Source organism: Microbacterium lacus (genome assembly GCF_039531105.1).
In the GTDB taxonomy this organism is placed as follows: Bacteria; Actinomycetota; Actinomycetes; order Actinomycetales; family Microbacteriaceae; genus Microbacterium; species Microbacterium lacus.
Map to the genome: position 1 here is coordinate 676,938 of NZ_BAAAPK010000001.1, position 23,260 is coordinate 700,197.

Genomic DNA, 23,260 nt, shown 5'->3' on the forward strand with positions numbered 1-23,260 from the left:
GCGCCCGGCGTCACCTCGCGCGTAAAGCGCGGAAACATCTCAGACGGCCAGGGCGCGATGGACCGACGCCACCGCGCTGGAGCCCTCACCGACGGCGGCGGCGACGCGCTTCATGGATCCGCGCCGCACGTCGCCTGCGGCGAACACCCGCGGCAGCGAGGTCTCGAAGGGCAGCGGCTCGCGGCCGAGGCTCTGCCAGTGCGACAGCGCGTAGGCGGCGACATCCGTCCCGGTTCTGACGAACCCGTCCTCGTCGAGGTCGACCCCTCGCAGCCACCCCGTCGCGGGCTCGGCGCCGATGAAGCAGAACAGGCCCCGCGCGTCGACGGTTCCGAGGCTGTCGATGTGGACGCGCTCCAGCCCGGCATCCCCCTCCAGGCCCACGACGCGCGACGAGGTGTGCACGTCGATGCGCGGATCCTCCACGAGCCGGTCGACGAGGTACGACGACATCCGGGCGCCGAGGTCGTCGCCGCGCACCACGAGGTGCACAGGGCAGCCGTTCGCGGCGAGATACAGGGCCGCTTGCCCTGCGGAGTTCGCCCCGCCCACCACGACCACCGGAGCGTTCAGCACCTGGCGGAGCTCCAGCTGGGTCGCCGCGTAGTAGATGCCCGAGCGCTCGAACCGATCCCAGTGCTCCAGCGCGAGCGTCCGATATGCGGCGCCCGCGGTCACGATCACAGAACGGGTCCGCACGACCCGCCCGTCGGTCAGGGTCACGTGCAGCAGATCGCCGACGGGGTCGAGGCGCACCGCTTCGCACGGTGCGTACACCCGCACGCCGAACTTCAGGGCCTGCAGCGACGCCTGCCCGATCAGGTCGCCTCCGGCCACGCCGAACGGGAACCCCAGGAAGTTCTCGATGCGCGACGTGGCCGCCGCCTGACCACCCGGGGCGACGGCATCCAGCAGGACGGTGCTGAGACCTTCGGAGGCGCCGTAGATCGCCGCCGCCAGCCCCGCCGGTCCACCGCCGACGACGACCAGGTCGACGATCTCGTCGGCGTGCGCCTGGTAGCTGAGACCCAGCCGCTCGGCGACCATGCCCGGGGTCGCCCGCACGATCGGCTCGCCCTGGATGAACGCGACGGGCAGATCGTCGGGGTCGAGCCGGTGGGCGGATGCCGGCGGGTCGGCCGGGTCGATCTCGACGGTGGTGTGCGCCAGACCGAACCGCTCGGCGAAGCGTCGCAGCGCGAGAAAGTCCCGCGAGGAGCGGGCGCCGACGAGCTTGAGCGTCAGCGCGGCCGGTCCCTCGCGCAGCGACTCGCGCCGGGCCCAGAGCGCGTGCAGGATCAGGTCGCACAGTTCGTCGTCCTCGGCCATGAGCCGCCGCAGCTGGGTGTGGGGGATCCGGCGCACGCGCCCCGGCACGATCACCCGTGCCGACAGGAACGCGTTCTGCTCGTTGAGCACACCCAGTTCGCCGGCGAACGTGCGCGGACCCATCCGCGTGATGATCGCCTCCTCGACCCACCACAGCGAATCGCGGACGATCTCGACCTCCGCCGTCTCGAGCAGAGCGAGTTCGTACGCGGCATCGCCGGAGCGGAAGAGGTAGTCGCCCACCTCGACGTCGACAGGCGTCCCGAACGCGCACAGTCGCTCCCACTGCGCGTCCGTGAGCGCGGGCGACATCGTCGGATTCAGGTCGGATCCCATGGGTCGGGTCACCTCTCGGTCGGGGGCGTCGGTTCCGGTGCCGGCGGGGTCAGCGCCCGGATGAGCGACTGCGCGTCGTAGGGGCCCGTGTGGCGCCTGCCGTTGATGAAGAGCGTCGGCACCGACGTGATCCCCATCGCCTCGGCATCCAGCATGTCGTCACGGACGTGCCCGGTGACCTCCGGAGCGGTGAGGTCGCGCTCGAACTTCTCCACGTCGAGCCCGAGCTCGCGGGCGAGGCGGACGATGTCCGACGGGCGCTGGTTCTCCTGATCCGAGAACAGTCCGCGCTCGAACTCGAAGAACTTGCCCTGCAGGGATGCCGCCTCCGCGGCCTCCGCACCGGCGAGGGCGTTCGGGTGGTACTGCGTGAGCGGAGCGTGCCGCCACACGTAGCGGAGCTGGTCGCCGAGTTCGGCCTTGACCTCCTGGATCGACCCCGACGCCTTCAGGCAGAACCCGCACTGGAAGTCCCCGTACTCGACGATCGTGTACGGCGCGTCGTCGCGGCCGAACACGTGGTCGCGGCGGGAGTCGACGGGGCGGACGAGCGTCTGGCCGGTGTCCTCGCGCGGGTGGAACGCATCCGAGACGCGGAAGACGATCGTGGCCACGAGGAACGCGATCACGGAGGCGGCGAGGACGCCGACACGGGCCTGGTTCTGCGCGTCCTCCCCGTCGATCGCGATGTCGACGATGAACAGCGAGATCGTGAAGCCGATGCCGGAGAGGGCGGCGCCGCCCGCGATGCGGTCGAGCGTGAGACCCGGGCCGAATTCGCCGAGGCGGAGGGTCTTCAGGATCGCCGCCGACCCGAAGATCCCGAGGAACTTGCCGACGACGAGCCCGATCACGATGCCCCACGTGAGCGAGGAGACGAGGGCGGCGCCCAGGATCTCGGGGGTGATCAGGACTCCCGCGTTCGCGAGCGCGAACAGCGGCAGGATGACGTACGCGACATACGGCGCGTACGCGGACTGCAGTCGCTCGTTGATCGAGATCGATTCGCGCAGGCTGTTCGCGGCCGCCCGCGCGTACTCGGTGTTCGGCGACTGACGGAACGTGCGGGCGAGCTCGAGCGCGTGCTCGACATCGCGGCGGTCCGGCCGGTAGACGGGCACGAGGAGCGCGATCGCGACGCCGGCGAGAGTCGGGTGCACGCCGGAGGCGAGGAAGGCGAGCCACACGATGACGGCGAGGGTCGCGTACACCGGGCCTCGGCCCCCGCGGAGGTAGCGCGTGAAGTAGACGCCGACGAGCCCGGCCGCGGCGATCAGCAGCGGCAGGGGCGTGAAGTTCTCGGTGTACACGAGCGCGATGATGCTGAGCGCGCCGATGTCGTCCACGACCGCGAGAGCGAGGAGGAACACGCGCAGGCGACCGGGCACCCGGGGCCCGACGAGCGCGAGAGCCCCCACCAGGAACGCGGTGTCGGTGGAGATCACGACGCCCCACGCGGAGGCGTGACCGGAGTCGGCGGCGACCCACACGAACAGCAGTGCCGGCAGGGCGAGTCCGGCGATCGCGGCGACGACCGGCACGACCGCACGGGACCAGCTCGTGAGCTCGCCGATCGCGAACTCGCGCCGCACCTCGAGCCCGACGGTGAAGAAGAAGATCGCCATGAGCGCGTCGTTCACGAGGGCGTGCAGAGTGAACTCGAGGTGCAGGTCGCCGACGCCGATCATGAGCTCGGTGTCCCAGAAGGTCTCGTACGACCCGATCGACACGTTCGCCCAGGCGACCGCGGCGACGGTGGCGAGCAGCAGGACCAGGGCGCCGATGCGGTTCTGGCCGAGCGAGCGGATCTTCTCGGCGATCGAGCGGCGCGACCGCGAGCGCGCCGAGGACTGCTCCGGATCGGGTGAGCGCTGGATGAGCGTCAGTTCGGCCATACGCGTGCATTCTCCTCGGACCTCACACGGGCGACAAGCCCACTCGCGCCCCGCGCATTCCCCTGCGATGATGCAAGCGTCACCCGAAGACAGGTCCCCCGTGCCACCCATCGCGTTCTCTGCGCTCGCCGCCGCCATCGTCCTCGTCGCGGCGGGTCTCTTCCTGCTCGCCCGCCGTTCCCGCGCCGAACGCGACATCGCGATCGGCGCGCGTGCCGCGCTCATGACGGGTTCGCTCCCGATCGCCGAGGACGCGAAACCGGATGCCGCCGCCACGCTCGCCGCGACGGAGGCGGTCGGCGGCGCCATGACCGACGCCGGGTACTCGGTCGAGACGATCCAGAACGTGCTGGCCGACATCGCCGAGACGAACGGGCTTCCCGAGAGCCAGGCCCTGGTCTTCCCCAATGCCCTCCTCGTGTCGGCGCGCGGCGACGGTCAGCACCGCACCGGAGCCACGGCCAGCGGTGACGGGCAACTGCTGTTCTCGCAGATCGACGAGGTGCAGCGGACGGTGGATGCCGCACGCACGGGCCTGCTCGACCCGCAGTCCACGATCGAGAAGATCGCCCGCGTCCGGGACATGACACCGACCTACGGGCGGGTCGTTCGCGTGGTCGCGTACGGCTTCCTCAGCGGCGCGCTCGCGGTGCTGCTCGGTTCGACGTGGACCGGAGTGTCGCTGTCGGCCGGACTCGGCCTGATCACCGGCGCCGCGCTTCTCGTGAGCGAGCGCGTGCCGCGACGGTACTCCGCCCTCATCACCGTCGCGATCGCCTTCGGCGTGGCGCTCGTGGTGTTCCTGCTGCTGCGCGGGGGCTGGGGTTCCGGCATCCTGTCCGCGCTCATCGCGCCGCTCGTCGTCCTGCTCCCCGGGGCCCTGCTGACCACGGCCGTGCTCGAACTGTCCACGGGCAACATGATCTCCGGCGCGGGGCGTCTTGCCGCCGGGGGGATGCAGCTCGTCCTGCTCGGCGCCGGGATCGTCACGGCAGGCGCGGTCGTCGGGGTGCCGGACGTGGATTTCAGCAAGAACCCCGAGATGCTCGGCCCGTTCGCGCCGTGGGTCGCGGTCGCGGTGTTCGGCATGGCGATCTCTGTGCATCGGTGCGCGCCGCGGCGGACGATCGGCTGGATCCTGCTCGTCCTCTACGTCGCGTACTCGGCGCAGATCCTCGGCGGTCTCGTGCTCGGCGGTGTGCTGTCGGCGTTCATCGGGGCGCTCGTGGTGACGCCGGTGACGGCGCTCGTGGCCCGGCAGCCCTCCGGGCCGGCGGCGCTCATCAGCTTCACCCCCGCGTTCTGGCTGCTCGTCCCCGGAGCCCTCGGCCTCGTCGGGGTCGCCGACGTGCTCGGCGGTGATTCGGCCGCGGGCTCCTCGCTCGTCGCGACGCTGTCCACGATGGTCGCGATCGCCCTCGGCGTGCTGGCCGGCTCCAGCCTGTCCAACCGGATGCGGCGCCCCGCGCTCTGAAGCGGCTTGGTAGTCTGCGGCCGACCCTTCGTACGGCTCGGAAAGCAGATTGCGGATGATCGATCAGGTTCTTCTCTCCATCCCCGACGGTCAGGAGGATGTGACCGTCGTGCGGCCCATCGACGGCCTCAGCTACATCGACCCGGACGATCCGGCGATGCCGTCCTACCGCGTGATCGCGAACAACCGCGCGCCCGTCGCGTTGCGCGACATGATGATCATCCCGGTGCGCACCGGCTACGTCGGGGGCGGCGCCCATGTCGCGCCGGACCCGGCGCTCGTGCCTCCCACCGGTGCCGAGGCCGTCCCGGACGTCGAGGTCACGGTGGTGTACCTGCCGGTGAGCGGGGGTGTCGCGCGGTGCCAGGTCTATCGGCCGCGCTCAGCATCGCCCGCAGAGCTGCTTCCGGTTCTGCTCTACGTGCACGGCGGAGGATTCACCGTGGGCAGCTCCGATGACACCGACTACATCACGCGGCGCCTTGCGCGGGACAACGGCATGCTCGTCGTCTCGGCGGACTACCGGCTCGCGCCGGAGTACCCCTTCCCGACGCCGTTGGAGGACGTCTACGACGTGTACCGCTGGCTGCGCGCGGACGCGGCCCGGGTGGGCGGCGACCCGGCGTGGGTCGGGGCGGCGGGCGATTCGGCCGGTTCGAATTTCGCGGCGGCTCTGCCTCTGCGCGCCCGGGCCGATGCGGTGCCGGTGCCGTCCGCGGTCGTGCTGCTGGGAGCGTTCGTCGACTTCGTCGCCGAGAGGTGGCCCTCGTTCCAGGCGATGGCCCCCCGCGGGATCGTGTACGACAGCGCCTTCTTCGGTTTCATCCGGGGCGCTTACGTGCCGACCACGCCGTGGACGGACCCGCTCGTCAGCCCGATCTACGGCGACCTCGCGGACTACCCGCCGACCGTGATCGCTACGGGGACGCACGACCCGATCGTGGACTCTGCGCGTGCCTTCGCCGACCTGCTGCGGGAGGCGGGCACCCCGGTGGCCGGATACTTCCCCGACGGCATGCCGCACGGCTTCTACTTCTTCCCGGACGTGCAGGTGCCCGAGGGGGATAGGGCGTTCGATGAGGTCGCGCGCTTCTTGGCCGCCCATCGTCCGTGACGCGGACGAACTCACGGCGCGCTCACAGTTTGGCGGGACCAAAAACCCCGGCGGCGCGGTTCTGTTGAAGTGACGCGGCAGCCAGCCGCGTCGACCGAGGAGGAACCCATGTCCCACGACTACCGCGCGACGGCCGACGCCCTGAGCCGGCTGACCCCCGCGCAGTACCGCGTCACGCAGGACGACGGCACCGAGCCGCCGTTCCGCAACGAGTACTGGAACCACCACGAGCCCGGCATCTACGTCGACGTCGTCTCGGGCCAGCCGCTGTTCTCGTCGACCGACAAGTACGACAGCGGCACGGGCTGGCCGAGCTTCACCCGCCCGATCGAGCCCGCGGCCGTCACCGAGAAGGTGGACGGAATGCTGTGGATGAAGCGCACCGAGGTGCGCTCGTCGGGCGCCGACAGCCACCTCGGGCACGTCTTCGACGACGGACCTCGGGATGCCGGGGGCCTGCGCTACTGCATGAACTCCGCCGCGCTGCGCTTCATCCCCGTCGCACAGCTCGAGGAGCAGGGTTACGGTGACTACCGCAGCCTCTTCGACACGACCACCACACAGGAGAACGCATCATGACCAGCGGACCGAACGACACCGGCGAGATCACCCGCACCCCCGGAACCGAGACCGCCGTCCTCGCGGGCGGTTGCTTCTGGGGCGTGGAGGACCTGATCCGTCGCCAGCCCGGCGTGCTCGACACCCGCGTCGGCTACACCGGCGGAGCGAACGACCACGCGACCTACCGCAACCACCCGGGCCACGCCGAGGCCGTCGAGATCGTTTTCGACCCCACGAAGACGACGTACCGCGACATCCTGGCGTTCTTCTTCCAGATCCACGACCCGTCGACGCTGAACCGCCAGGGCAACGACATCGGCACGAGCTACCGGTCGGCGATCTTCCCGCTGGATGCCGAGCAGGAGCGGATCGCGCGCGACACGATCGCCGACGTCGACGCGTCGGGGCTCTGGCCCCGCAAGGCTGTCACCACGATCGAACCCGCGGGCCCGTTCTGGGAGGCCGAGCCCGAGCACCAGGATTACCTCGTGCGGATCCCGCACGGCTACACGTGCCACTTCGTGCGGCCCGGATGGGTGCTGCCCAAGCGCGACGCGACCGTCTAGGACGAACGCGAACGGCCGGGCCCGAGGGCCCGGCCGTTCTGCGTGTCTTCTACAGCGTGCGGGCGAACGGGTCGAAGTCGACCGGCACCGCCGCGATCGGCTCGACCGTGCTCTCGACCGTCACGAACTCGCCGCGAGCGGCGGAGTCCTGCGCGGCGGCCATCGTGTCCAGCACGTGGTAGCCGAGCTCGCCGGTCGCGCGATGCGGGCGGCCCGTGCGGATCGCCCGCGCCATGTCGAGCGCGCCGAGTCCTCGGCCGACGACGACACCCTCTTCGGGCACCTCCGTGAACTCCTGCTCGGCCACGGCGGCGAGCGCGGGGTCGGAGCCCCGGTGGCCGAACGGGCGCGTGATGGCGGTCCGCCCCGTGAACATGTTCGGATCCGGCAGCACGATCGTCCCCTCCGTGCCCGAGATCTCGAAGAAGCCCTGGCGGCGCAGCGCCGAGTCGAAGCTCAGGAGCGACTGCGACTGGGCGCCGCCCTCGAACGTCGCGAGCACGTTGATCGTCGAAGGGACCTCGACCGGGAACGTCTGCCCGGCATCCGGCCCCACGAGGATCGTGCGCTCCTCGACCTGCTTGAGCCCCATCGCGGCGACCGTCGCCACCGGACCGAGGATCGAGATCAGCGTGGTCAGGTAGTACGGGCCCATGTCGAACAGCGGTCCGGCGCCGTTCGCGTACAGGAAGCCCGGGTTCGGGTGGAACACCTCGGGTCCCTGGTACTGCATGCTCGTCTGCGCGAAGAGCGGTCGGCCGATGTCACCGCGTTCGATCGCCCGCTTGGCGGACTGGATGCCGGGCCCGAGCACGGTGTCCGGGGCGATCCCGACCCGAAGGCCCGCCGCATCGGCCTGCGCGAGCAGCGCCCGAGCGCTCTCGCGGTCGATGCCGATGGGCTTCTCGCTCCAGACGTGCTTGCCCGCGGCGATCGCGAGAGAGGAGACCTCGACGTGCGCGGCGGGGATCGTGAGGTTGATCACGAGCTCGACACCGGGGTGGGCGAGGACGTCCTCCGCGGTTCCGGATGCCGGCACCCCGTGCTTCTGCGCCTGCGCGGCGGCCCGCTCGGCCAGCACATCGCCGACGATGAGCACCTCCACGTCGGGGAAGCTGTTCAGGTTCTCCAGATACGTGTCGCTGATGTTGCCGGCACCGATCACGCCGATGCCGACGGGGCCTGATCCGACGGGCGCGAACGCGGCCATCAGGAGAGTCCTCGAGCCGCGAGGAACTCGTACCCGGTGCGGACGCCCGCCCAGATGTCACCCGGGTAGGCGTCGAACTCCACGATGGCGTACTGCGCCGCATGCGCGGCATCGAGCGCGGCGGTCAGCGCGACCGCGCCTTCTCCGGCGGGCACCTGATCGGTCGGCACGGTGCCCAGCGACGGAAGCGGGTCGAGCGTGCCGTCCTTGACGTGGAGGGCCACGACGCGGTCGCCGAGGCGTTCGACGAGGGCCGCCACGTCGGCGCCGCCGGCCGAGGCCCAGTACAGGTCGAGCTCGAGGCCGACCGCGGGATCGAGGTGCTCGGCGAAGATCTCCAGCGCGAACCTGCCGTCGATGCGGTTCGTGAACTCCTGGTTGTGGTTGTGGTACCCCACCGCGATGCCGTACCCGGAGCCGATCTGGGCCGCGGCGTTCAGGGCTTCGGCGGTCTTGCGGATCTCGTCGACGCTCTCCCAGCGGTCCGGGGCGACGAACGGGTCGAACACGGTCGACATGCCGAGCTTCGTCGCGGCCTGGAAGACCTCGTCGGGTGTCGGGACCGCGATCGTCGGGTCGAACGGGTTCTCGGTGCCGGACGCGAGCGAGGCGTGGCCGGTCGGGGAGGCGAGTCCGTGTCGGGTGAATGCCTCGGCGAGCTCGTCCGCCCGGGTCACGAAGCCGAACGCCTCGACGTTGCGGAAGCCGATCTCGCGGAGCGAGGCGAGCGTCGCGTCGGCGTCGGCGGTGAGTTCGTCTCTCACCGTCCACAGCTGGACGGAGATTGCGGGGGTGGTCATGGAGCGGTCCTGCTTTCTTGCGGGCGGGCGAGCTTTTGGGAACGGTACCACAGAAAACCACCACCTGGAGGTTTTTCTTGGTACGCTTCGGATATGCCCGCGCCGACGCCCTCCGACGAAGCCGGGACGAGTCGTCGCCCGTACGCGAAGGGCGTCGCGCGGCGGCAGGAGATCCTCGACCGGGCGATCGAGGTGTTCGCGGCGAAAGGCGCCGAGGGCACGTCGCTGCGGGCGATCGCCGAGAGGATCGGGGTCTCGCATGCGGCCCTGCTGCACTACTTCGGCTCACGCGAGGAGCTCCTCGTCGAGGTGCTGCGGCACTGGGAGGCGCTGCGCGGGGGAGCCCCCCGCGAAGTGGTGGGCGCGATGGTGGCCGCGGCCGAGCGCAACGTGACCGTTCCCGGATTCGTCGCGCTGTACACGTCCCTCCTCGCCGGCGCGGTCGAGCCCGACAAGGCCTACTCCCGCGAGTTCTTCTCGGCGCGCTTCGCGCGACTGCGCGGGGAGATCGCACGTCTGATCCGTCTCGGACAGGCAGACGGGACGATCCGCACGGACGTGGACGCCGAGGAGATGGCCGCCCTCGTGATCGCCGCCTCCGACGGGCTGCAGACGCAGTGGCTCCTCGATCCGGCCGTCGACATCGCCCGGAGCCTGCTGCTGCTGGAGCGCATCCTCGCCGTCCCGCAGGTCGCTCAGAAGAATTTCGACGAACCCGCGTAATGGACGGCGCGGCCCGGCGTCCTGGGTGTGTGAAGTAGAGATCCATGTACTTCGCGGTGCTGCCCCAACAGTGCCTGGGCCGTCGCTGCTTGGTTTCATCCCCAGAAGTCAGCGTCGGCCCTTAACTGTCTCCGCGGGCTTCGTCGAGCGCTTCGGCTTTCTTTGCCGGCATCCGCGTGATATGCATTCCTCATGGCAGACGATGTGGGGTCGTCGCATGTTCGCACCGATTTTGGGGAATTGAGCGACGCCGAGCTCGTGCGCGCCACCCGGGAGGGCTCGCGGCGTGCGTATGCCGCGCTGTACGCGCGGCACTCCTCAGGCGCGCTCAAGTACGCGCGCACCCTCTCCTCGTCGGATGCCGATGACGTGGTCTCCGAGGCGTTTCTGAAGGTGTACTCCGCCCTTCGCGCGGGGAAGGGCCCCGAGGAGGACTTCCGCTTCTACCTCCGCTCAGCGGTGCGCAACACGTTCGTCTCCATGGTGCGTGCGCGCCGGACGGTCGATGCCGGTGACGCGATCGAAGAGGTCGTCGGCGATCGCGGCGCCGATGTCGCCTCGCTCCGCAGCTTCGACGGATCGACCACGGCCAAGGCTTTCCTGTCGCTGCCGGCGCGGTGGCAGGAGGTGCTGTGGTACCTCGAGGTCGAGGGTTTCAGCCGGGAGCGCACGGCCGAGATCCTGGGCATGAACGCGAATGCCGTCTCCGCACTGTCCTTCCGCGCGCGCGAAGCGCTGCGGACGGCCTGGGTGCAGCAGCATGTCGGTGCCCCGTCCGACCTCGACCGGGGCTGCGAGGCGATCTCGCCGCTGCTCGGCGCGCACTCGCGGCGGGGTCTCTCGCGACGTGACCGACTCCGTGTCGAGCACCACCTGACCGGCTGCGTACACTGCCGCTCGATCGTCGACGAGCTGTCCGAACTGCTGACCCCCGGCCGGCTCGCTCTCGCCCTGCTGCCCCTCGTGGTCACCGGCGGTGGATTCGCGGCGTGGGCCGCGCGCTTCGGTGTGGGCTCGACCTCGATCGGTCCCGCGGCGCTCGCCTCGGCATCCGCCGCCGCGCCCTCGACCGCGCTGCTCGCGTCGGTCGGCGGTAGCACGGGTGCGGCGGCCCTGTCGGTCGTGGGCAAGGTCGCCGCGTGCGCCGTGGCGGTCGCGATGATCGTGCCGCCCGCCCAGATGCTGATCGTCGGGGCGAACGACGCGCCGCTCACCCCTCACTCCTCGAGCACGATCCATCGCGCCGTGTTGAGCGAAGACGGGTCGGATCAGGTGTCGCCGACGGGCCCGCTCGTCCACGAGTCTCCGCACACGGACCCGGCCGCGCCCGCGGATGCCGACGATCCGGTCGCGGGCGGACGGTCGGAGTGGGCGGGTACACCCGGTGGTAACCCGGACGGCGGCGGCAACGCGGCAGCCGACGCTGCCGGGGATGCCGGGGGCAATGCGAACGCGGGTGGGAGCAACCCGAATGCTGGTGGCGGAAACCTGAACGCGGGCGGAAGCAACCCGAATGCGGGTGGCGGAAACCCGAACGCGGGCGGTGGCAACGCCAATGCCAATCCCAACGCCGGCGCGACCGGCAACACGAACTCGAAGGGAAACGCGAACGCCAGCGCGAACTCGAGCCGGAATGCGAATGCGAATGCCAACGCGAACGCGAACGCGAACTCGAGCCCGAATGCGAATGCCAACGGGAACGGCAACGGGAACGGCAACGGGAACGGCAACGGGAATGCCGATGGCAACGCGAACGGCAAGGGGCAGCCGAGCGGCAATGCGTCCCCGCAGGCCGGCGACTCCGCCCCGAACGGCGCAGCGGCGTCGAACGGTCAGGGCAGCACCGCGCGCGGCGCGAACGCGAACAGCGCCACGACTCCCGGGGCGAAGGGCGGCCCGGCGGAAGACGCCGCACCGACGACCCCCACCGGCCCGTAGTCATGGCTGACGGGGCGCCTCCGCCGTTCGATCCCGAATTCGACGAGGTGCTGAGCCGACTCGCCGGCACGGTGCCGCCCGCGATCACCCCCGATCTGATCGAGGGTTTCCGCGCGCTTCCGCCGGATCCCACCGTCGGCGGCCTCGTGGCCGCCCTCGGAGTCACGCACGAGCAGCGCACGGTGCCGGGATTCGAGGGGGCGGCCCTGAACGCATCGGTCTTCCGCTCGCCCGCGCAGGGTGCACCGGGCCCCGGCATCCTGTATCTGCACGGCGGAGGGATGGTCTTCGGCAACCGGTTCGGCGGCGTCGGCGCCTATCTGTCCTACATCGCGAGCCACGGTGCCGTCGTGATCACGATCGACTACCGACTCGCACCGGAGCATCCCGACCCGGCGCCGGTCGAGGACTGCTTCGCGTCGGCGCGCTGGATCGCGCAGCACGCGGACGAGCTCGGCGTCGACCCCGGCCGGATCATCGTCGCCGGGCAGAGTGCCGGAGCGGGACTGGCCGCCGGTGTCTGCCTGCTGGCCCGCGACCGCGATGAGCCGGCGATCGCCGCGCAGGTGCTCGTGAGCCCGATGCTCGACGACCGCAACGACACCGGGTCGGCCCAGCAGATCGACGGCCGGGGCGTATGGGACCGCACGAGCAACGCGACCGGGTGGTCCGCCCTCCTCGGCGACCGGCGCGGTGGCGATGCCGTCACGGATGCCGCCGCCCCGGGCCGCGCGATCGACCTCGGCGGTCTGCCGCCCGCGTTCCTCTCGGTCGGCAGCGCCGAGGTCTTCCGCGACGAGACCGTCGCGTATGCGTCGCGCATGTGGGCGGGAGGCGGCGACGCCGAGCTGCACGTCTGGCCGGGAGGATTCCACGGGTTCGAGAACTTCGCTCCCCAGGCGGCACTCTCCCGTGCGGCGGCGGCTGCGCGGGACGGATGGCTCACCCGGTTCCTGAATCGGTGACACGCTCGCCGTAGGCGCGCGGGCGCGACAGACTGTCTGGCATGACCCACGCGCCCGAACCCGATCACATGCACGCCATCTCGGACGACACCCGCGACACCGTCGACGAGGTGCTGCACTACGCCCGACGACGTGCGCTCTTTCAGGACATCCCGCTCGACAAGGCGATGTCGCCGCGCGACCTGGCCCGGCTGGCGTCGGGATCGATCACCGCCGACGGCATCGGGGCGCGACGGGCGATCGGGCTGTTCGAGAACGTGCTCGCACCGGCCTGCATCTCCACCGACCACCCTGGATACCTGTCGTTCATCCCGTCCGCGCCGACGAAGGCCGCCCTCGCGTTCGACGTGGTGGTCTCCGCGTCGGCGATCTACGCCGGGTCGTGGATGGAGGGTGCGGGGGCGGTCTACGCCGAGAACGAGGTCCTGCATTGGCTCGCGCGCGAGTTCGGCCTGCCCGAGGGCGCCGGCGGCGTCTTCGTGCAGGGCGGCACGATCGGCAATCTGTCCGCTCTCGTCGCCGCGCGCGACGTGGCGCGGCGACGCAATCGCCAGGTCGGGCGCGAGGACCCCGCGCGCTGGATCATCGTCTGCAGTGCGGAAGCGCACTCCTCGATCGCGTCGGCGGCCGCGGTCATGGACGTCGACGTCGTCACCGCGGCACCGGATGCCGAGGGGCGGCTGCATGGCGAAGCGGTGAGCGCTCTGCTCGACGAGCACGGCCCAGCGGTGTTCGCCGTCGTCGCCACGGGCGGCACCACGAACTTCGGCATCGTGGACGACATCGCCTCGGTCGCCGCGGCGACGCGTGGGAGGGACGTCTGGCTGCACATCGACGGCGCCTACGGGCTCGCCGCGATGCTCGTCGAGAGCATGCGGCCGGCCTTCGAAGGTGTCGGCGAGGCGGACTCGGTGATCGTCGACCCGCACAAGTGGCTTTTCGCGCCGTTCGACGCGTGCGCGCTCATCTACCGCGATCCCTCCGTAGCCCTCGCCGCGCACACGCAGAAAGCCGAATACCTCGACACGCTCACCGAATCCGCCGACTGGAACCCGTCCGACCTCGCGATCCAGCTCACGCGGCGTGCGCGCGGACTTCCGCTGTGGTTCTCGCTCGCGACGCACGGCACCGAGCACTACCGGGCCGCGATCGACGGCGGCATCCGTCTGGCTCGTCGCATCGCCGACGAGATCACCGCTCGAGAAGGGGTCTCGCTCGTCCGCGAGCCCCAGCTCTCGGTCGTCGTCTTCCGGCGGGAGGGCTGGTCGCCGGCGGACTACCAGGCGTGGTCGGACCGGCTGCTGGAGGACCAGCGGGCCTTCGTCGTCCCGAGCTCCCACGCGGGGGAGACGGTGCTGAGGTTCGCGATCATCAGTCCGCTCACGACGTTCGAGACGCTCACCGACATCCTCGACACCCTCGCCTGAGCGGTCCGGGAGAGCGGGAGGCGGGGCGACGCGCAAGACCATTGCCAGAGGGATAGGTCGCACATAGACTCGTCGAACTGCTCGGCAGTCGGGGCGGACGGCGTCGTCGGTCCCGGAGTCAGGACCTCAATCCCCCCAGGAGTGTCATGCATTCTCGACCACGCGCCCTCATGTCCGCGGTCATCGCCGCGATCGCCGTTCCGGCCCTGATCTTCGGCTCCGCGCCGGCATGGGCGGCTGATCCGATATCTCCACCGACGTTGCCCGACGCCGCGACCGGCGACGGCTACGACACCCCAACTCCTCGCGGTCTCGCCGACAGCCTGAAGAGGGCGTCGGGTGCGGTGGAGGTCAGCGTCCGGCTCGCCGAACCGGCGATCGCCGAGACGGTGCCCGAAGGGGCGATCGCCGACGGCACCGTGCCCGGGGCATCCGACCAGCTGGCGCAGAAGGACCGCGTCAACGCGCAGCAGGACGAGTTCGTCGCCGCGGCCGATGATCTCGGTGTGACCGAGCTCGCCCGCACCGACCTCGCTGCGAACATCGTCGCGGTCTCGGTCGACGCCGGGCAGCTGGAGAGCCTCGCGGCTCTCCCGAACGTCATCTCGATCAACCCGATCCGCACGTACGAGAAGGACATCGTGACGGCGGCCGCGGAGGAGACCGTCGAGTCGGGCAGCCTCGCGCAGGCGATCGACTACGTCCAGGCCGCCCCGCTGCACGCGCAGGGCATCGACGGCACGGGCGTGAAGGTGGCCGTGCTCGACTCGGGCATCGACTTCACCCACCTCAACCTCGGTGGACCCGGCGACCAGGCCGTGACCGACGAGTGCTTCGCGGGAGCCGCGGCCCCCGTGGCCGGCATCTGCGCCACGCTCTTCGGCGAAGGAGCCCCCAAGGTCAAGGGCGGGTACGACTTCGTCGGCGAGAACTGGCCGAACTCCGACCTCGTCCAGGACCCCAACCCGATCGACGCGGGACCCGAAGCGGGCCACGGCACGCACGTCGCCGACATCATCGGCGGCCGGAGCGCCGACGGCTCGCACCTGGGCATCGCCCCGGGCGTCGACCTCTACGGCGTGAAGGTCTGCTCGTCGGTGTCGACCTCGTGCAGCGGCGTCGCGATCCTCCAGGGTCTGGACTGGTCCCTCGACCCGAACGGCGACGGGGACATCTCCGACGCGGTCGACGTCGTCAACATGTCCCTCGGCTCGTCGTACGGCCAGGAGCAGGACGACTCGGCGTTCGCCGCGAACAACCTCGTCAACGCAGGTGTGGTCGTGGTAGCCTCCGCAGGCAACTCCGCCGACCGTCCCTTCATCGTCGGGTCGCCGTCGTCGGCGCCCGGCGTGATCAGCGTCGCGCAGACCTCGCTGCCGGACGACCTGCAGTGGGTCATCCAGACCAGCGCCGGCACCACGATCACGAACGCCGTGCTGCAGTCCTGGTCGCCCGCGCCGACGGGGGTCATCTCCGCTCCGATGGCGCGACCGACGGATGCCGGCGGCATCGGCTGCTCGGCAGGCGCCTACTCGTCCTTCCCGGCCGGCTCGATCGCGCTCGTCTCGCGCGGCTCGTGCAACGTGTCGGACAAGGCGGTCTTCGCCCAGGATGCCGGTGCGATCGCCGTCATCATCTACAACAACGCCCCCGGTGACCCGCCCAGCTTCAGCTTCGGCAGCACCGTCCCGGTCACCGTTCCGACATTCAGCATCTCCCAGTCCGCGGGTCAGGCTCTCGTGGCCGCCCTCGCCACCGGGCCCGTCACCGCGACGATCGATCCGGCCAGTGCGATCTCGCTGTCGAACACGATGGTCGGCACGTCGAGCCGCGGCACGACGATGGGCGACAACCGGGCCAAGCCCGACATCGGCGCCCCCGGCGCATGGCTGTCGGCCGAGACCGGCACGGCGACGGAAGAGACGAACTTCGGCGGAACCTCCGGTGCCGCCCCGGTCGTCTCCGGCGCCGCGGCGCTGCTGATCGACAAGTTCCCGGACGCCACGCCGCTCACGATCAAGGCGCGTCTGCTCAACGGTGCGGACAACACCAACCGCACTCCGACCGCGGACGGCTTCATCACGACGCCGATCTCGCGCATCGGCGCGGGTGAAGTGCGGGTCGCCGCGGCGGCGGACGCAGCCAGCGTTCTGACGACGCCCGGCGCCGGCGGAAACATCGGTCTCGGCATCCCGTCGATCACGACGAAGTCGAACTACTCCACCGACGTCGAGCTCACCCTCACGAACACGAGCGACACGAAGCTGAAGTACGACCTCGCCGCGAGCTTCCGCGAGGAGGCCGATCAGGCCAGCGGTGCGGTCGCGCTCAAGTTCGCGCCGAACAGCGTCAACCTCGGTGCCGGCAAGAGCCAGAAGATCAAGGTCAAGGTGACGATCGACGGCTCGAAGCTGCAGGACTGGCCCTTCAACGACGTGGGCGCCACCGGTGGCGACGGGTCGCTGCTGAACGGACCCGAGTTCGACGGCTGGATCACGGCGACATCCGAGCGCGACAGCGTGAAGATTGGCTGGACCGTCCTGCCGAAGAAGGCCGCCGAGGTGAGCGCGAGCTCGTCGCTCAAGCTCAAGAAGGACGGCACCGGATCGGTCAAGGTCAAGAACACGTCGTCGGTGGCGAGCGGGGATGTGGAGATCTTCGCCCTGACCGGCACGAGCCCCGAGCTGCCCGACCCCGCGCCGGGTGAGCCCGGGTCGCCGGGCAGCAACGCGGCGATCATCGACCTCGCCGCGGTGGGTGTGCGCGAGCCGGAGCCGGGCTTCGTCCAGTTCGGCGTCGCGACGTACGACCGCCGCACCGTGCTGAACTACCCGGCCGAGTTCGACGTGTACGTCGACTCGAACAACGACGGGACCGACGACTACATCGTCTACAACGCCGAACTGGGCGGGTTCGCCCTCACCGGCCAGACCGTCGTCTACGTCGCGAACCTCGCGACCGGTGCGAGCACGGCGTACTTCTACGTCGACGGAGGATTCAACTCGTCGACGCAGATCCTCACCGCGCCGATGTCGGCGCTCGGCATCGCGCCGGGACAGACGTTCGGCTACAGCGTGTACGCGTTCGACAACTACTTCACCGGGGCGACGACCGACTCGATCGAGGGTCAGACGTTCACCGCCGGTGAGGTGAAGTACACGCCCTCGTCCGGCACGCTGACGGTGCCGGCGAAGTCGAACTCGACGATCGACGTGAAGGCGACCGCCGCCGCCGGAGCGTCGACGCAGACCGGCCTGCTGCTGCTCTACCGCAGCGCCGCGACGAACGACTACGGCGTGGTCCAGATCGCGAAGTAGCCGCGCATCACGGGGCCGGGCGTCGGAAGGCGCCCGGCCCCGTCGCGTGCCCGCGCGTCCTCTCTCGCGCCCTCGAGGTGGTCTCTTTCCCGCCGAGGTGGTCCCTTTCTCCCGAGGTGGTCCCTTTCCCGCCGAGGTGGTGTGCACCATCTCGGGGGGAAACCCACCATCTCGGCGGAGAACCCACCATCTCGGCGGGGAACCCACCATCTCGGGGCGGAACGCGGGACAGAGGAGAAGGGAGCGGAGGGGGGGGGGAGGACCTTCGGCCTAGCGAACAGAGCCGGATCGGAGTGGACTGAGGGGTGAGTGAGAGGAGTCCGCCATGACGGACGACGACAGGGGCATCGAGCACCTCACCACGACCGAATGCTGGCGGCTGCTGGAGAGCACGTCCCTCGGACGACTCGCGGTGGAGGGAGACAAAGGCGCACCCGATCTCTTCCCGGTGAACTTCACGGTGCACAGCGGGTCCGTCTTCCTCCGGTCCGCGCCCGGATCCAAACTCATGGACATCGCGGCGCACCCCGGCGTCGCGTTCGAGATCGACGGCGAGGATCCGCTCTCGCACTGGAGCGTCGTGATCCGCGGATCTGCTGTACGCCTCGATTCGGATGCCGAGATCCACGAGTCCGGCGTCGAGAAGCTGCGGTCCGCGAGCCCGACCGAGAAGCACGACTTCGTGCGCATCACTCCGGCTTCGGTCACTGGCCGGCGGTTCCGCAAGGGGGCGGCATCCGCCCCCGCCTCAGCCGCCCCGGTCACCACGACCGGATCGCACGAGCCGATCCGCCCGCCCGAACGCGGAGACCAGCGGCCCGGTCGCGCTGAGACGGGGCCGATCCCGATCCCGCACTTCCCGCCGCGTCCGACGCACTGACATGGCGGTCGGGTGTCAGCTCGTCGGGCCGCCGTCGACGACGGCGTAGCGGTCCGGCTCGGGTGCGCGGCGGAACCGGCGGCCGGAGAGACGGGTCGGGGTGATGCGCACCCAGCGGTACTTGAGCGTCGGAATCCACGGCTCCAGACCCAGCGTGTCGGCGCGGTCGATGTCGTCCTGCGCATCGAGGCGCTCCGCGACGCCTTTCGCCACGACACTGGCCGCGACCTCGTCGTCGTACCGATCGGCTTCCAGCGCCACGCGCGGATTCGCGGTCAGCTCCGCGAGCTTCGAGCCCGGGGAGGTCCGGAAATAGAGGGCGCCGTCGTGCGCGACGAAGTTGATCGGGAAGATGTCCACGTCATCGCGCACACTGAGCGCGAGTCTGCCGAGCTGCGCGTGCGCGAGCAGGTGCCAGCACTCCTCGGGCGTCATCTCGGTGACGACGTCGTCTTCGACATCCACGGTGGCCTCCTCGATCGACCTCGAAGCGCGTGCTCCGATGCGGTGATGCCGAGTCAACCCGAGCGCTCCGACGACGCCCAGGGCCGAAGGTCCCGCCGCTCAGGAGCGCTCGCGCCGGTGCTCCGCGCCGTAGACGGCGGCTTGTGTGCGCCGCTCCATGCCCAGCTTGGCCAGCAACCCGCTCACGTAGTTCTTGACCGTCTTCTCGGCGAGCCCGAGGCGCTCGCCGATCTCGCGGTTGGTCAGCCCTTCCGCGATCAGCGAGAGCACCTGACCCTCTCGCAGCGACAGTGCGGGTGCGACCGCTTCTTCGCGCGCCGCCGGCGCGAGCGCGCTCGCCGCCTGCTGCAGCACGGCCGGCGGCTGGATCGTGCGCCCGGACGCGACCCGCCGGATCGCGTCGATCAGGGCCCGGCTGCGGATGTCCTTCAGGACGTAGCCGCTCGCCCCCGCCAGCACGGCCGAGCGCAGGGCGTCGTCGTCGTCGTACGCCGTGAGGATCAGGCAGGAGATCTCGGGATGCGCCGAACGCACGTCCCGGCAGAGGTCGATGCCGTTGCCGTCGGGGAGGCGGACGTCGAGGACCGCCACATCCGGCAGCGTGGCTTCGATCCGGCGCCCCGCTTCGTGTACCGAGCCGGCTTCGCCGACGACGGTCAGATCGGGTTCGGCGTCGACGAGCTGCGCGATCCCGCGCCGCACGATCTCGTGATCGTCCACCAGGAATACGCGGATCATCCCGCCCGTCCTTCCGTCGTCGCCGGCACCGTCCACCCCACCCGGGTTCCTCCCTCGGGTCCCGGGGAGATCGTGCACGTTCCGCCGAGCAGTGCGGCGCGCTCGATCATGTTGGCGAGCCCGCTCATGTGCACATCCGGCGGGATGCCGCGCCCGTCGTCCACGACCGTGAGGGTCACGATTCCCGACTCGATGCTCAGAGCGACTTCGACGCTCTGTGCCTGTGCGTGCTTGGCCACATTCGTCAGACACTCGCGCAGCACCGCGGTCAGCTCGTCCGCGAGTCCCGTCGAGACGAGCGAGTCCAGCGCCCCGGCGAACGTCACGCGCGGCGTCATGAGCATGCCGGTGGACAGCTCGGAGACGACGTCGAGCATCCTGTCGCGCAGGCGACGCTGCGTGCGGTCGCCCGAGCCGAGAGCGAAGATCACCGTGCGGATGTCCTTGATCGCGGCATCGAGGGCGTCGACCTGCCGTTCGATCGCGGCTCCGGCCTCGGCATCCACCGTCGTGGACACCGCCTGCAGGGACAGACCGGCTCCGAAGAGCCGCTGGATCACATGGTCGTGCAGATCGCGGGCGATCCGGGCTCGATCCCGGCTCTGATCGAGCCGACGCCGGTCCTCGCGCGCCCGCACCACCTCGATCGCGACCCCCGCCTGGCCCGCGAACGCGAACGCCATGTCGAGGTCGACGGCGGTGAAGGCCGGGGCGTTGGGGCGCCGTGAGACGGTGAGCACGCCGAGGGGCTCGTCCGCGGCGAACAGCGGGATCGCGACGGTGGGGCCGCGGTCGCTCCGGCCGTCCGGCAGGCTCTGCGCGTCCACGCTCGCCGCCCGGCGGGTCGACAGCGCCCGCGCGGCGAGCGTGCCCGCGGCGGGAAGGATCTCGCCGCGGGCCGGTGCGCCGGGAGCCGTGCCGGCCGCACCGCGCACCGTCGTCACCCGGAACTCCTCGTCGCCGTGCGGGACCATGACCGCGACGAGGTCCACGTCCATCAGTGCGCCGACGTGGTCGGCGATCACCTCGAGGACGTCTTCGGTGTCGGCATCCAGCATCGCCGCCATCACGTCGGCGGTCGTCGCGCTCCACGCCTCGCGTGAGCGGGTGATGTCGAACAGTCGGGCGTTCTCGATCGCGATGCCGGCGCTCGCGGCGAGCGCGACCACGAGCTCCTCGTCGTCCCCGGTGAAGGGGCCGTGGTCGCTCTCGGCCAGGTAGAGGTTGCCGTAGACCTGCTCGCCGACGCGGATCGGCACCCCGAGGAACGCATCCATCGCCGGGTGGTGGGCGGGGAAGCCCACCGAGCGGGGATCGGCGGTCAGGTTCTCGAGGCGGATGGGGGCACGATCGGCGATCACGGCACCGAGCAGTCCGCGTCCGGCCGGCAGGTGACCGATGTGGGCGACGGTCGCCGCATCGACGCCGACGTGGATGAACCGCTCCAGACCGTCGCCGTCGGCCGCGATGACGCCCAGAGCGCCGTACCGCGCGCCGACGAGGTTCATCGCCGACTCCACGATTCGGCGGAGCACGATCTCGAGGTCGAGGCGCTCCACGACGGATGTCGTCGCCCGCAGCAGATCTCGCAGTCGCCGATCCGCGCGGTCGTCGTCGACCTGCGCGTGCTGATCGGTCCGCGACACGGCGCCCTCCCGTCCAGGCGAGTCTAGCCAGAGCCCTCTCACACCGAGTCGGTCCTCGCGCTCGGGACGACGCACACCGGGACGTGCGCCTGGGACAGCACGTCCTGTCCGGTCGATCCGAGGACGGCGCCCGTGAAGAGTGTGCGATGGTGCGTGCCGAGCACGAGCAGATTCGCCGCCCGGGAGGCCCGTAGCAGCGCCGTGGCCGGGCTCGTCTGCTCGATGATCTGCTCGGTGAGCAGATCGGGATGCGCCGCGCGGGCGCGGGTGATCGCGTCGCGGATCACCCGACGATGCGTGGCACGCGTCTCGATCGGCGAGGCGAGCAGCGCGACGGATCCCTCCATCTGCGGGACCGGCATCGCCCACGTATGCACGAGGGTGAGACGGACACCCGCCGCGGCGGCCTCGGCTGCCGCGAAGTCGACCGCGGCGAGCGACGAGTCGTCATCGTCCACGCCGACGACCACGCCGCCGGCGTTCGTCGTCCAGCGCTCGGGCCAGTCGTCGGGGATCACCGCGAGGGCGGTGCGAGTCCGGGAGGCGACACGCAGCGGCATCCAGGCGGCCACCGCCGACCACAGGGGCCGACCCCGGTGGGACCCGATCACCAGCAGATCGGCGCCCCGCGCGCGCTCGAGCAGGGCGTCCGGCATCCGCCCCGTGAAGCGATGCGCATCGACCTCGGCGTCGGGCGCGCGGTCGCGCAGGCGCCGTTCGGCCTCGATCAGCCCGGCGTCGCGGCCGAAGTCGTCTTGAAGCAGTGTGCCGCCGATCATGACGACCTCGACCCGGCGGGGTCCCGCGGCGGCGCGCTCCGCCACCCAGTCCAGTGCCACCATCGAGGACGGGCTGCCGTCGAATCCCAGCACGATCGTCTCCACGACGGGCCTCCTCCCGGACCGCGGTGCTCCATGCGCCGCCGTTTCGCACGGTACGGGAGCGCGTACGCCGTCCGAAGGGCCGAAGGTCCCTCGTCGTGACCCCTGCGCCCCCGATCCGTGCGAGGGTCGAAGTGATGAGCACCGGAGAGCAGACCAAGACGATCGTCATCACGGGGGCGAGCGACGGCATCGGCGCCGCTGCGGCCCGCAGGCTCGCCGAGCGCGGTCACCGGCTGGTCCTGGTGGGGCGCTCACCCGAGAAGACCCGCCGGATCGGGGCGGAGCTGGACAGTCCCGCCTTCGCAGCGGACTTCGCCGATCTGAGCGAGGTGCGGGCGCTCGCCGCGCGCATCGACGAGGAGGTCGATGCCGTCGACGTCCTGGTCAACAACGCCGGCGGGGTCTTCGGTGACCGCACCCCGACGGTCGACGGCTTCGAGAAGACCCTGCAGGTGGACCACCTGGCGCCGTTCCTCCTCACGAATCTGCTCATGCCCTCGCTACTGGCGGCGCGGGCGAGCGTCATCACGACCTCGAGTGCCGCCGCGCGCCTGTTCGGCGACATCCAGCTGGACGATCTCCAGAACGAGCGCCGGTTCTCCGCGAACAAGGCGTACGGCGACGCGAAGCTCGCGAACATCCTGTTCACGAAGGAGCTGCATCGGCGGTTCCATGCGCAGGGGCTGTCGGCGGCGGCTTTCCATCCCGGCCCGGTCGCGACGAACTTCGCGTCGGAGTCGACGAGCGCCATGCGCTGGGTGTACCAGACGCCCCTCCGCCACGCCTTCGGGCTCATCTCCGCCGACCGCGGCGCGCAGACGCTCCTCTGGCTGGCCGAGACCACGCCGGGGACGGACTGGGCCTCGGGTGAGTACTACGAGAAGCTGAAGGTCGCGCGGACCAATCCGCAGGCGGCGGATGCCGATCTCGCCCGGCGTCTGTGGGACCGCAGCGCGGAGCTCGTCGGGCTGTAGCCGACGCACTACGCTGAG

The 23,260-nt window shown here is 70.7% G+C and carries 19 protein-coding genes; 11 read left to right on the forward strand and 8 right to left on the reverse strand.

The features are described 5' to 3' along the window. Positions 1 to 39: 39 nt before the first annotated feature. Both ABD197_RS03290 and nhaA read right to left on the reverse strand, forming a co-directional pair. Positions 40 to 1,665, reverse strand: a complete 1,626-nt coding sequence (locus ABD197_RS03290; RefSeq protein ID WP_344051558.1) for an FAD-dependent oxidoreductase — start codon at positions 1,663 to 1,665, stop codon at positions 40 to 42. An 8-nt stretch (positions 1,666 to 1,673) separates the two neighbouring features. After that, positions 1,674 to 3,560: a Na+/H+ antiporter NhaA gene (gene nhaA, locus ABD197_RS03295; RefSeq protein WP_344051560.1), complete on the reverse strand. Its 1,887-nt coding sequence runs from the start codon at positions 3,558 to 3,560 to the stop codon at positions 1,674 to 1,676. A 100-nt stretch (positions 3,561 to 3,660) separates the two neighbouring features. On the opposite strand from nhaA, the gene ABD197_RS03300 reads away from it, so the two are divergent. The 4 genes from ABD197_RS03300 (at position 3,661) to msrA (ending at position 7,275) form a co-directional block, all read left to right on the forward strand. Further along, positions 3,661 to 5,034, forward strand: a complete 1,374-nt coding sequence (locus ABD197_RS03300; protein WP_344051562.1) for a threonine/serine exporter family protein — start codon at positions 3,661 to 3,663, stop codon at positions 5,032 to 5,034. A 55-nt stretch (positions 5,035 to 5,089) separates the two neighbouring features. Continuing rightward, on the forward strand, positions 5,090 to 6,148 hold the full coding sequence (locus ABD197_RS03305) for an alpha/beta hydrolase (protein ID WP_344051564.1): 1,059 nt from the start codon (positions 5,090 to 5,092) through the stop codon (positions 6,146 to 6,148). A 108-nt stretch (positions 6,149 to 6,256) separates the two neighbouring features. Beyond that, positions 6,257 to 6,727 (forward strand): peptide-methionine (R)-S-oxide reductase MsrB, encoded by a 471-nt coding sequence (msrB, locus tag ABD197_RS03310; protein ID WP_344051566.1) that lies wholly within the window; start codon positions 6,257 to 6,259, stop codon positions 6,725 to 6,727. After that, the gene (gene msrA, locus ABD197_RS03315) at positions 6,724 to 7,275 is read left to right on the forward strand and encodes a peptide-methionine (S)-S-oxide reductase MsrA (RefSeq protein WP_344051568.1); all 552 of its coding nucleotides are present in this window, start codon (positions 6,724 to 6,726) and stop codon (positions 7,273 to 7,275) included. The genes msrB and msrA overlap by 4 nt, the downstream gene beginning before the upstream one ends. A gap of 49 nt (positions 7,276 to 7,324) precedes the next feature. On the opposite strand, the gene ABD197_RS03320 is transcribed toward msrA, so the two are convergent. Both ABD197_RS03320 and ABD197_RS03325 read right to left on the reverse strand, forming a co-directional pair. Further along, positions 7,325 to 8,485 carry a Gfo/Idh/MocA family protein gene (locus tag ABD197_RS03320; protein WP_344051570.1) on the reverse strand — a complete coding sequence of 387 codons (1,161 nt, stop codon included), beginning with the start codon at positions 8,483 to 8,485 and terminating at the stop codon, positions 7,325 to 7,327. After that, on the reverse strand, positions 8,485 to 9,285 hold the full coding sequence (locus tag ABD197_RS03325; RefSeq protein ID WP_344051572.1) for a sugar phosphate isomerase/epimerase family protein: 801 nt from the start codon (positions 9,283 to 9,285) through the stop codon (positions 8,485 to 8,487). The genes ABD197_RS03320 and ABD197_RS03325 overlap by 1 nt, the downstream gene beginning before the upstream one ends. A 93-nt stretch (positions 9,286 to 9,378) precedes the next feature. Here ABD197_RS03325 and ABD197_RS03330 point away from each other — a divergent pair, with 93 nt between their 5' ends. The 6 genes from ABD197_RS03330 to ABD197_RS03355 all read left to right on the forward strand — a co-directional run bounded on the left by ABD197_RS03330 (position 9,379) and on the right by ABD197_RS03355 (position 18,535). Next, a complete protein-coding gene (locus ABD197_RS03330) occupies positions 9,379 to 10,008 on the forward strand; it encodes a TetR/AcrR family transcriptional regulator (protein ID WP_344051574.1) in 630 nt (209 codons plus the stop codon). A 192-nt stretch (positions 10,009 to 10,200) separates the two neighbouring features. Then, on the forward strand, positions 10,201 to 11,946 hold the full coding sequence (locus tag ABD197_RS03335; protein WP_344051576.1) for a sigma-70 family RNA polymerase sigma factor: 1,746 nt from the start codon (positions 10,201 to 10,203) through the stop codon (positions 11,944 to 11,946). 2 nt (positions 11,947 to 11,948) lie between these two features. Continuing rightward, on the forward strand, positions 11,949 to 12,911 hold the full coding sequence (locus tag ABD197_RS03340) for an alpha/beta hydrolase (RefSeq protein ID WP_344051578.1): 963 nt from the start codon (positions 11,949 to 11,951) through the stop codon (positions 12,909 to 12,911). A gap of 41 nt (positions 12,912 to 12,952) precedes the next feature. Further along, on the forward strand, positions 12,953 to 14,338 hold the full coding sequence (locus tag ABD197_RS03345; protein ID WP_344051580.1) for a pyridoxal phosphate-dependent decarboxylase family protein: 1,386 nt from the start codon (positions 12,953 to 12,955) through the stop codon (positions 14,336 to 14,338). A 170-nt stretch (positions 14,339 to 14,508) separates the two neighbouring features. After that, entirely contained in the window at positions 14,509 to 17,655 is a 3,147-nt protein-coding gene (locus tag ABD197_RS03350; RefSeq protein ID WP_344051582.1) for a S8 family serine peptidase, read from the forward strand. Between the two features lie 325 nt (positions 17,656 to 17,980). Further along, the gene (locus ABD197_RS03355; protein WP_344051584.1) at positions 17,981 to 18,535 is read left to right on the forward strand and encodes a pyridoxamine 5'-phosphate oxidase family protein; all 555 of its coding nucleotides are present in this window, start codon (positions 17,981 to 17,983) and stop codon (positions 18,533 to 18,535) included. A 15-nt stretch (positions 18,536 to 18,550) separates the two neighbouring features. On the opposite strand, the gene ABD197_RS03360 is transcribed toward ABD197_RS03355, so the two are convergent. The 4 genes from ABD197_RS03360 to ABD197_RS03375 form a co-directional block, all read right to left on the reverse strand. Continuing rightward, positions 18,551 to 19,000: a pyridoxamine 5'-phosphate oxidase family protein gene (locus ABD197_RS03360; protein ID WP_344051586.1), complete on the reverse strand. Its 450-nt coding sequence runs from the start codon at positions 18,998 to 19,000 to the stop codon at positions 18,551 to 18,553. 99 nt (positions 19,001 to 19,099) lie between these two features. Beyond that, positions 19,100 to 19,738 (reverse strand): response regulator, encoded by a 639-nt coding sequence (locus ABD197_RS03365; protein ID WP_344051588.1) that lies wholly within the window; start codon positions 19,736 to 19,738, stop codon positions 19,100 to 19,102. Then, positions 19,735 to 21,384, reverse strand: a complete 1,650-nt coding sequence (locus ABD197_RS03370; protein WP_344051590.1) for a sensor histidine kinase — start codon at positions 21,382 to 21,384, stop codon at positions 19,735 to 19,737. The genes ABD197_RS03365 and ABD197_RS03370 overlap by 4 nt, the downstream gene beginning before the upstream one ends. A 38-nt stretch (positions 21,385 to 21,422) precedes the next feature. Beyond that, positions 21,423 to 22,268, reverse strand: coding sequence for a universal stress protein (locus ABD197_RS03375; RefSeq protein WP_344051592.1), 846 nt, complete (start codon positions 22,266 to 22,268; stop codon positions 21,423 to 21,425). A 134-nt stretch (positions 22,269 to 22,402) separates the two neighbouring features. Here ABD197_RS03375 and ABD197_RS03380 point away from each other — a divergent pair, with 134 nt between their 5' ends. Next, positions 22,403 to 23,242, forward strand: coding sequence for an SDR family NAD(P)-dependent oxidoreductase (locus ABD197_RS03380; protein ID WP_344051594.1), 840 nt, complete (start codon positions 22,403 to 22,405; stop codon positions 23,240 to 23,242). Positions 23,243 to 23,260: the final 18 nt, after the last annotated feature.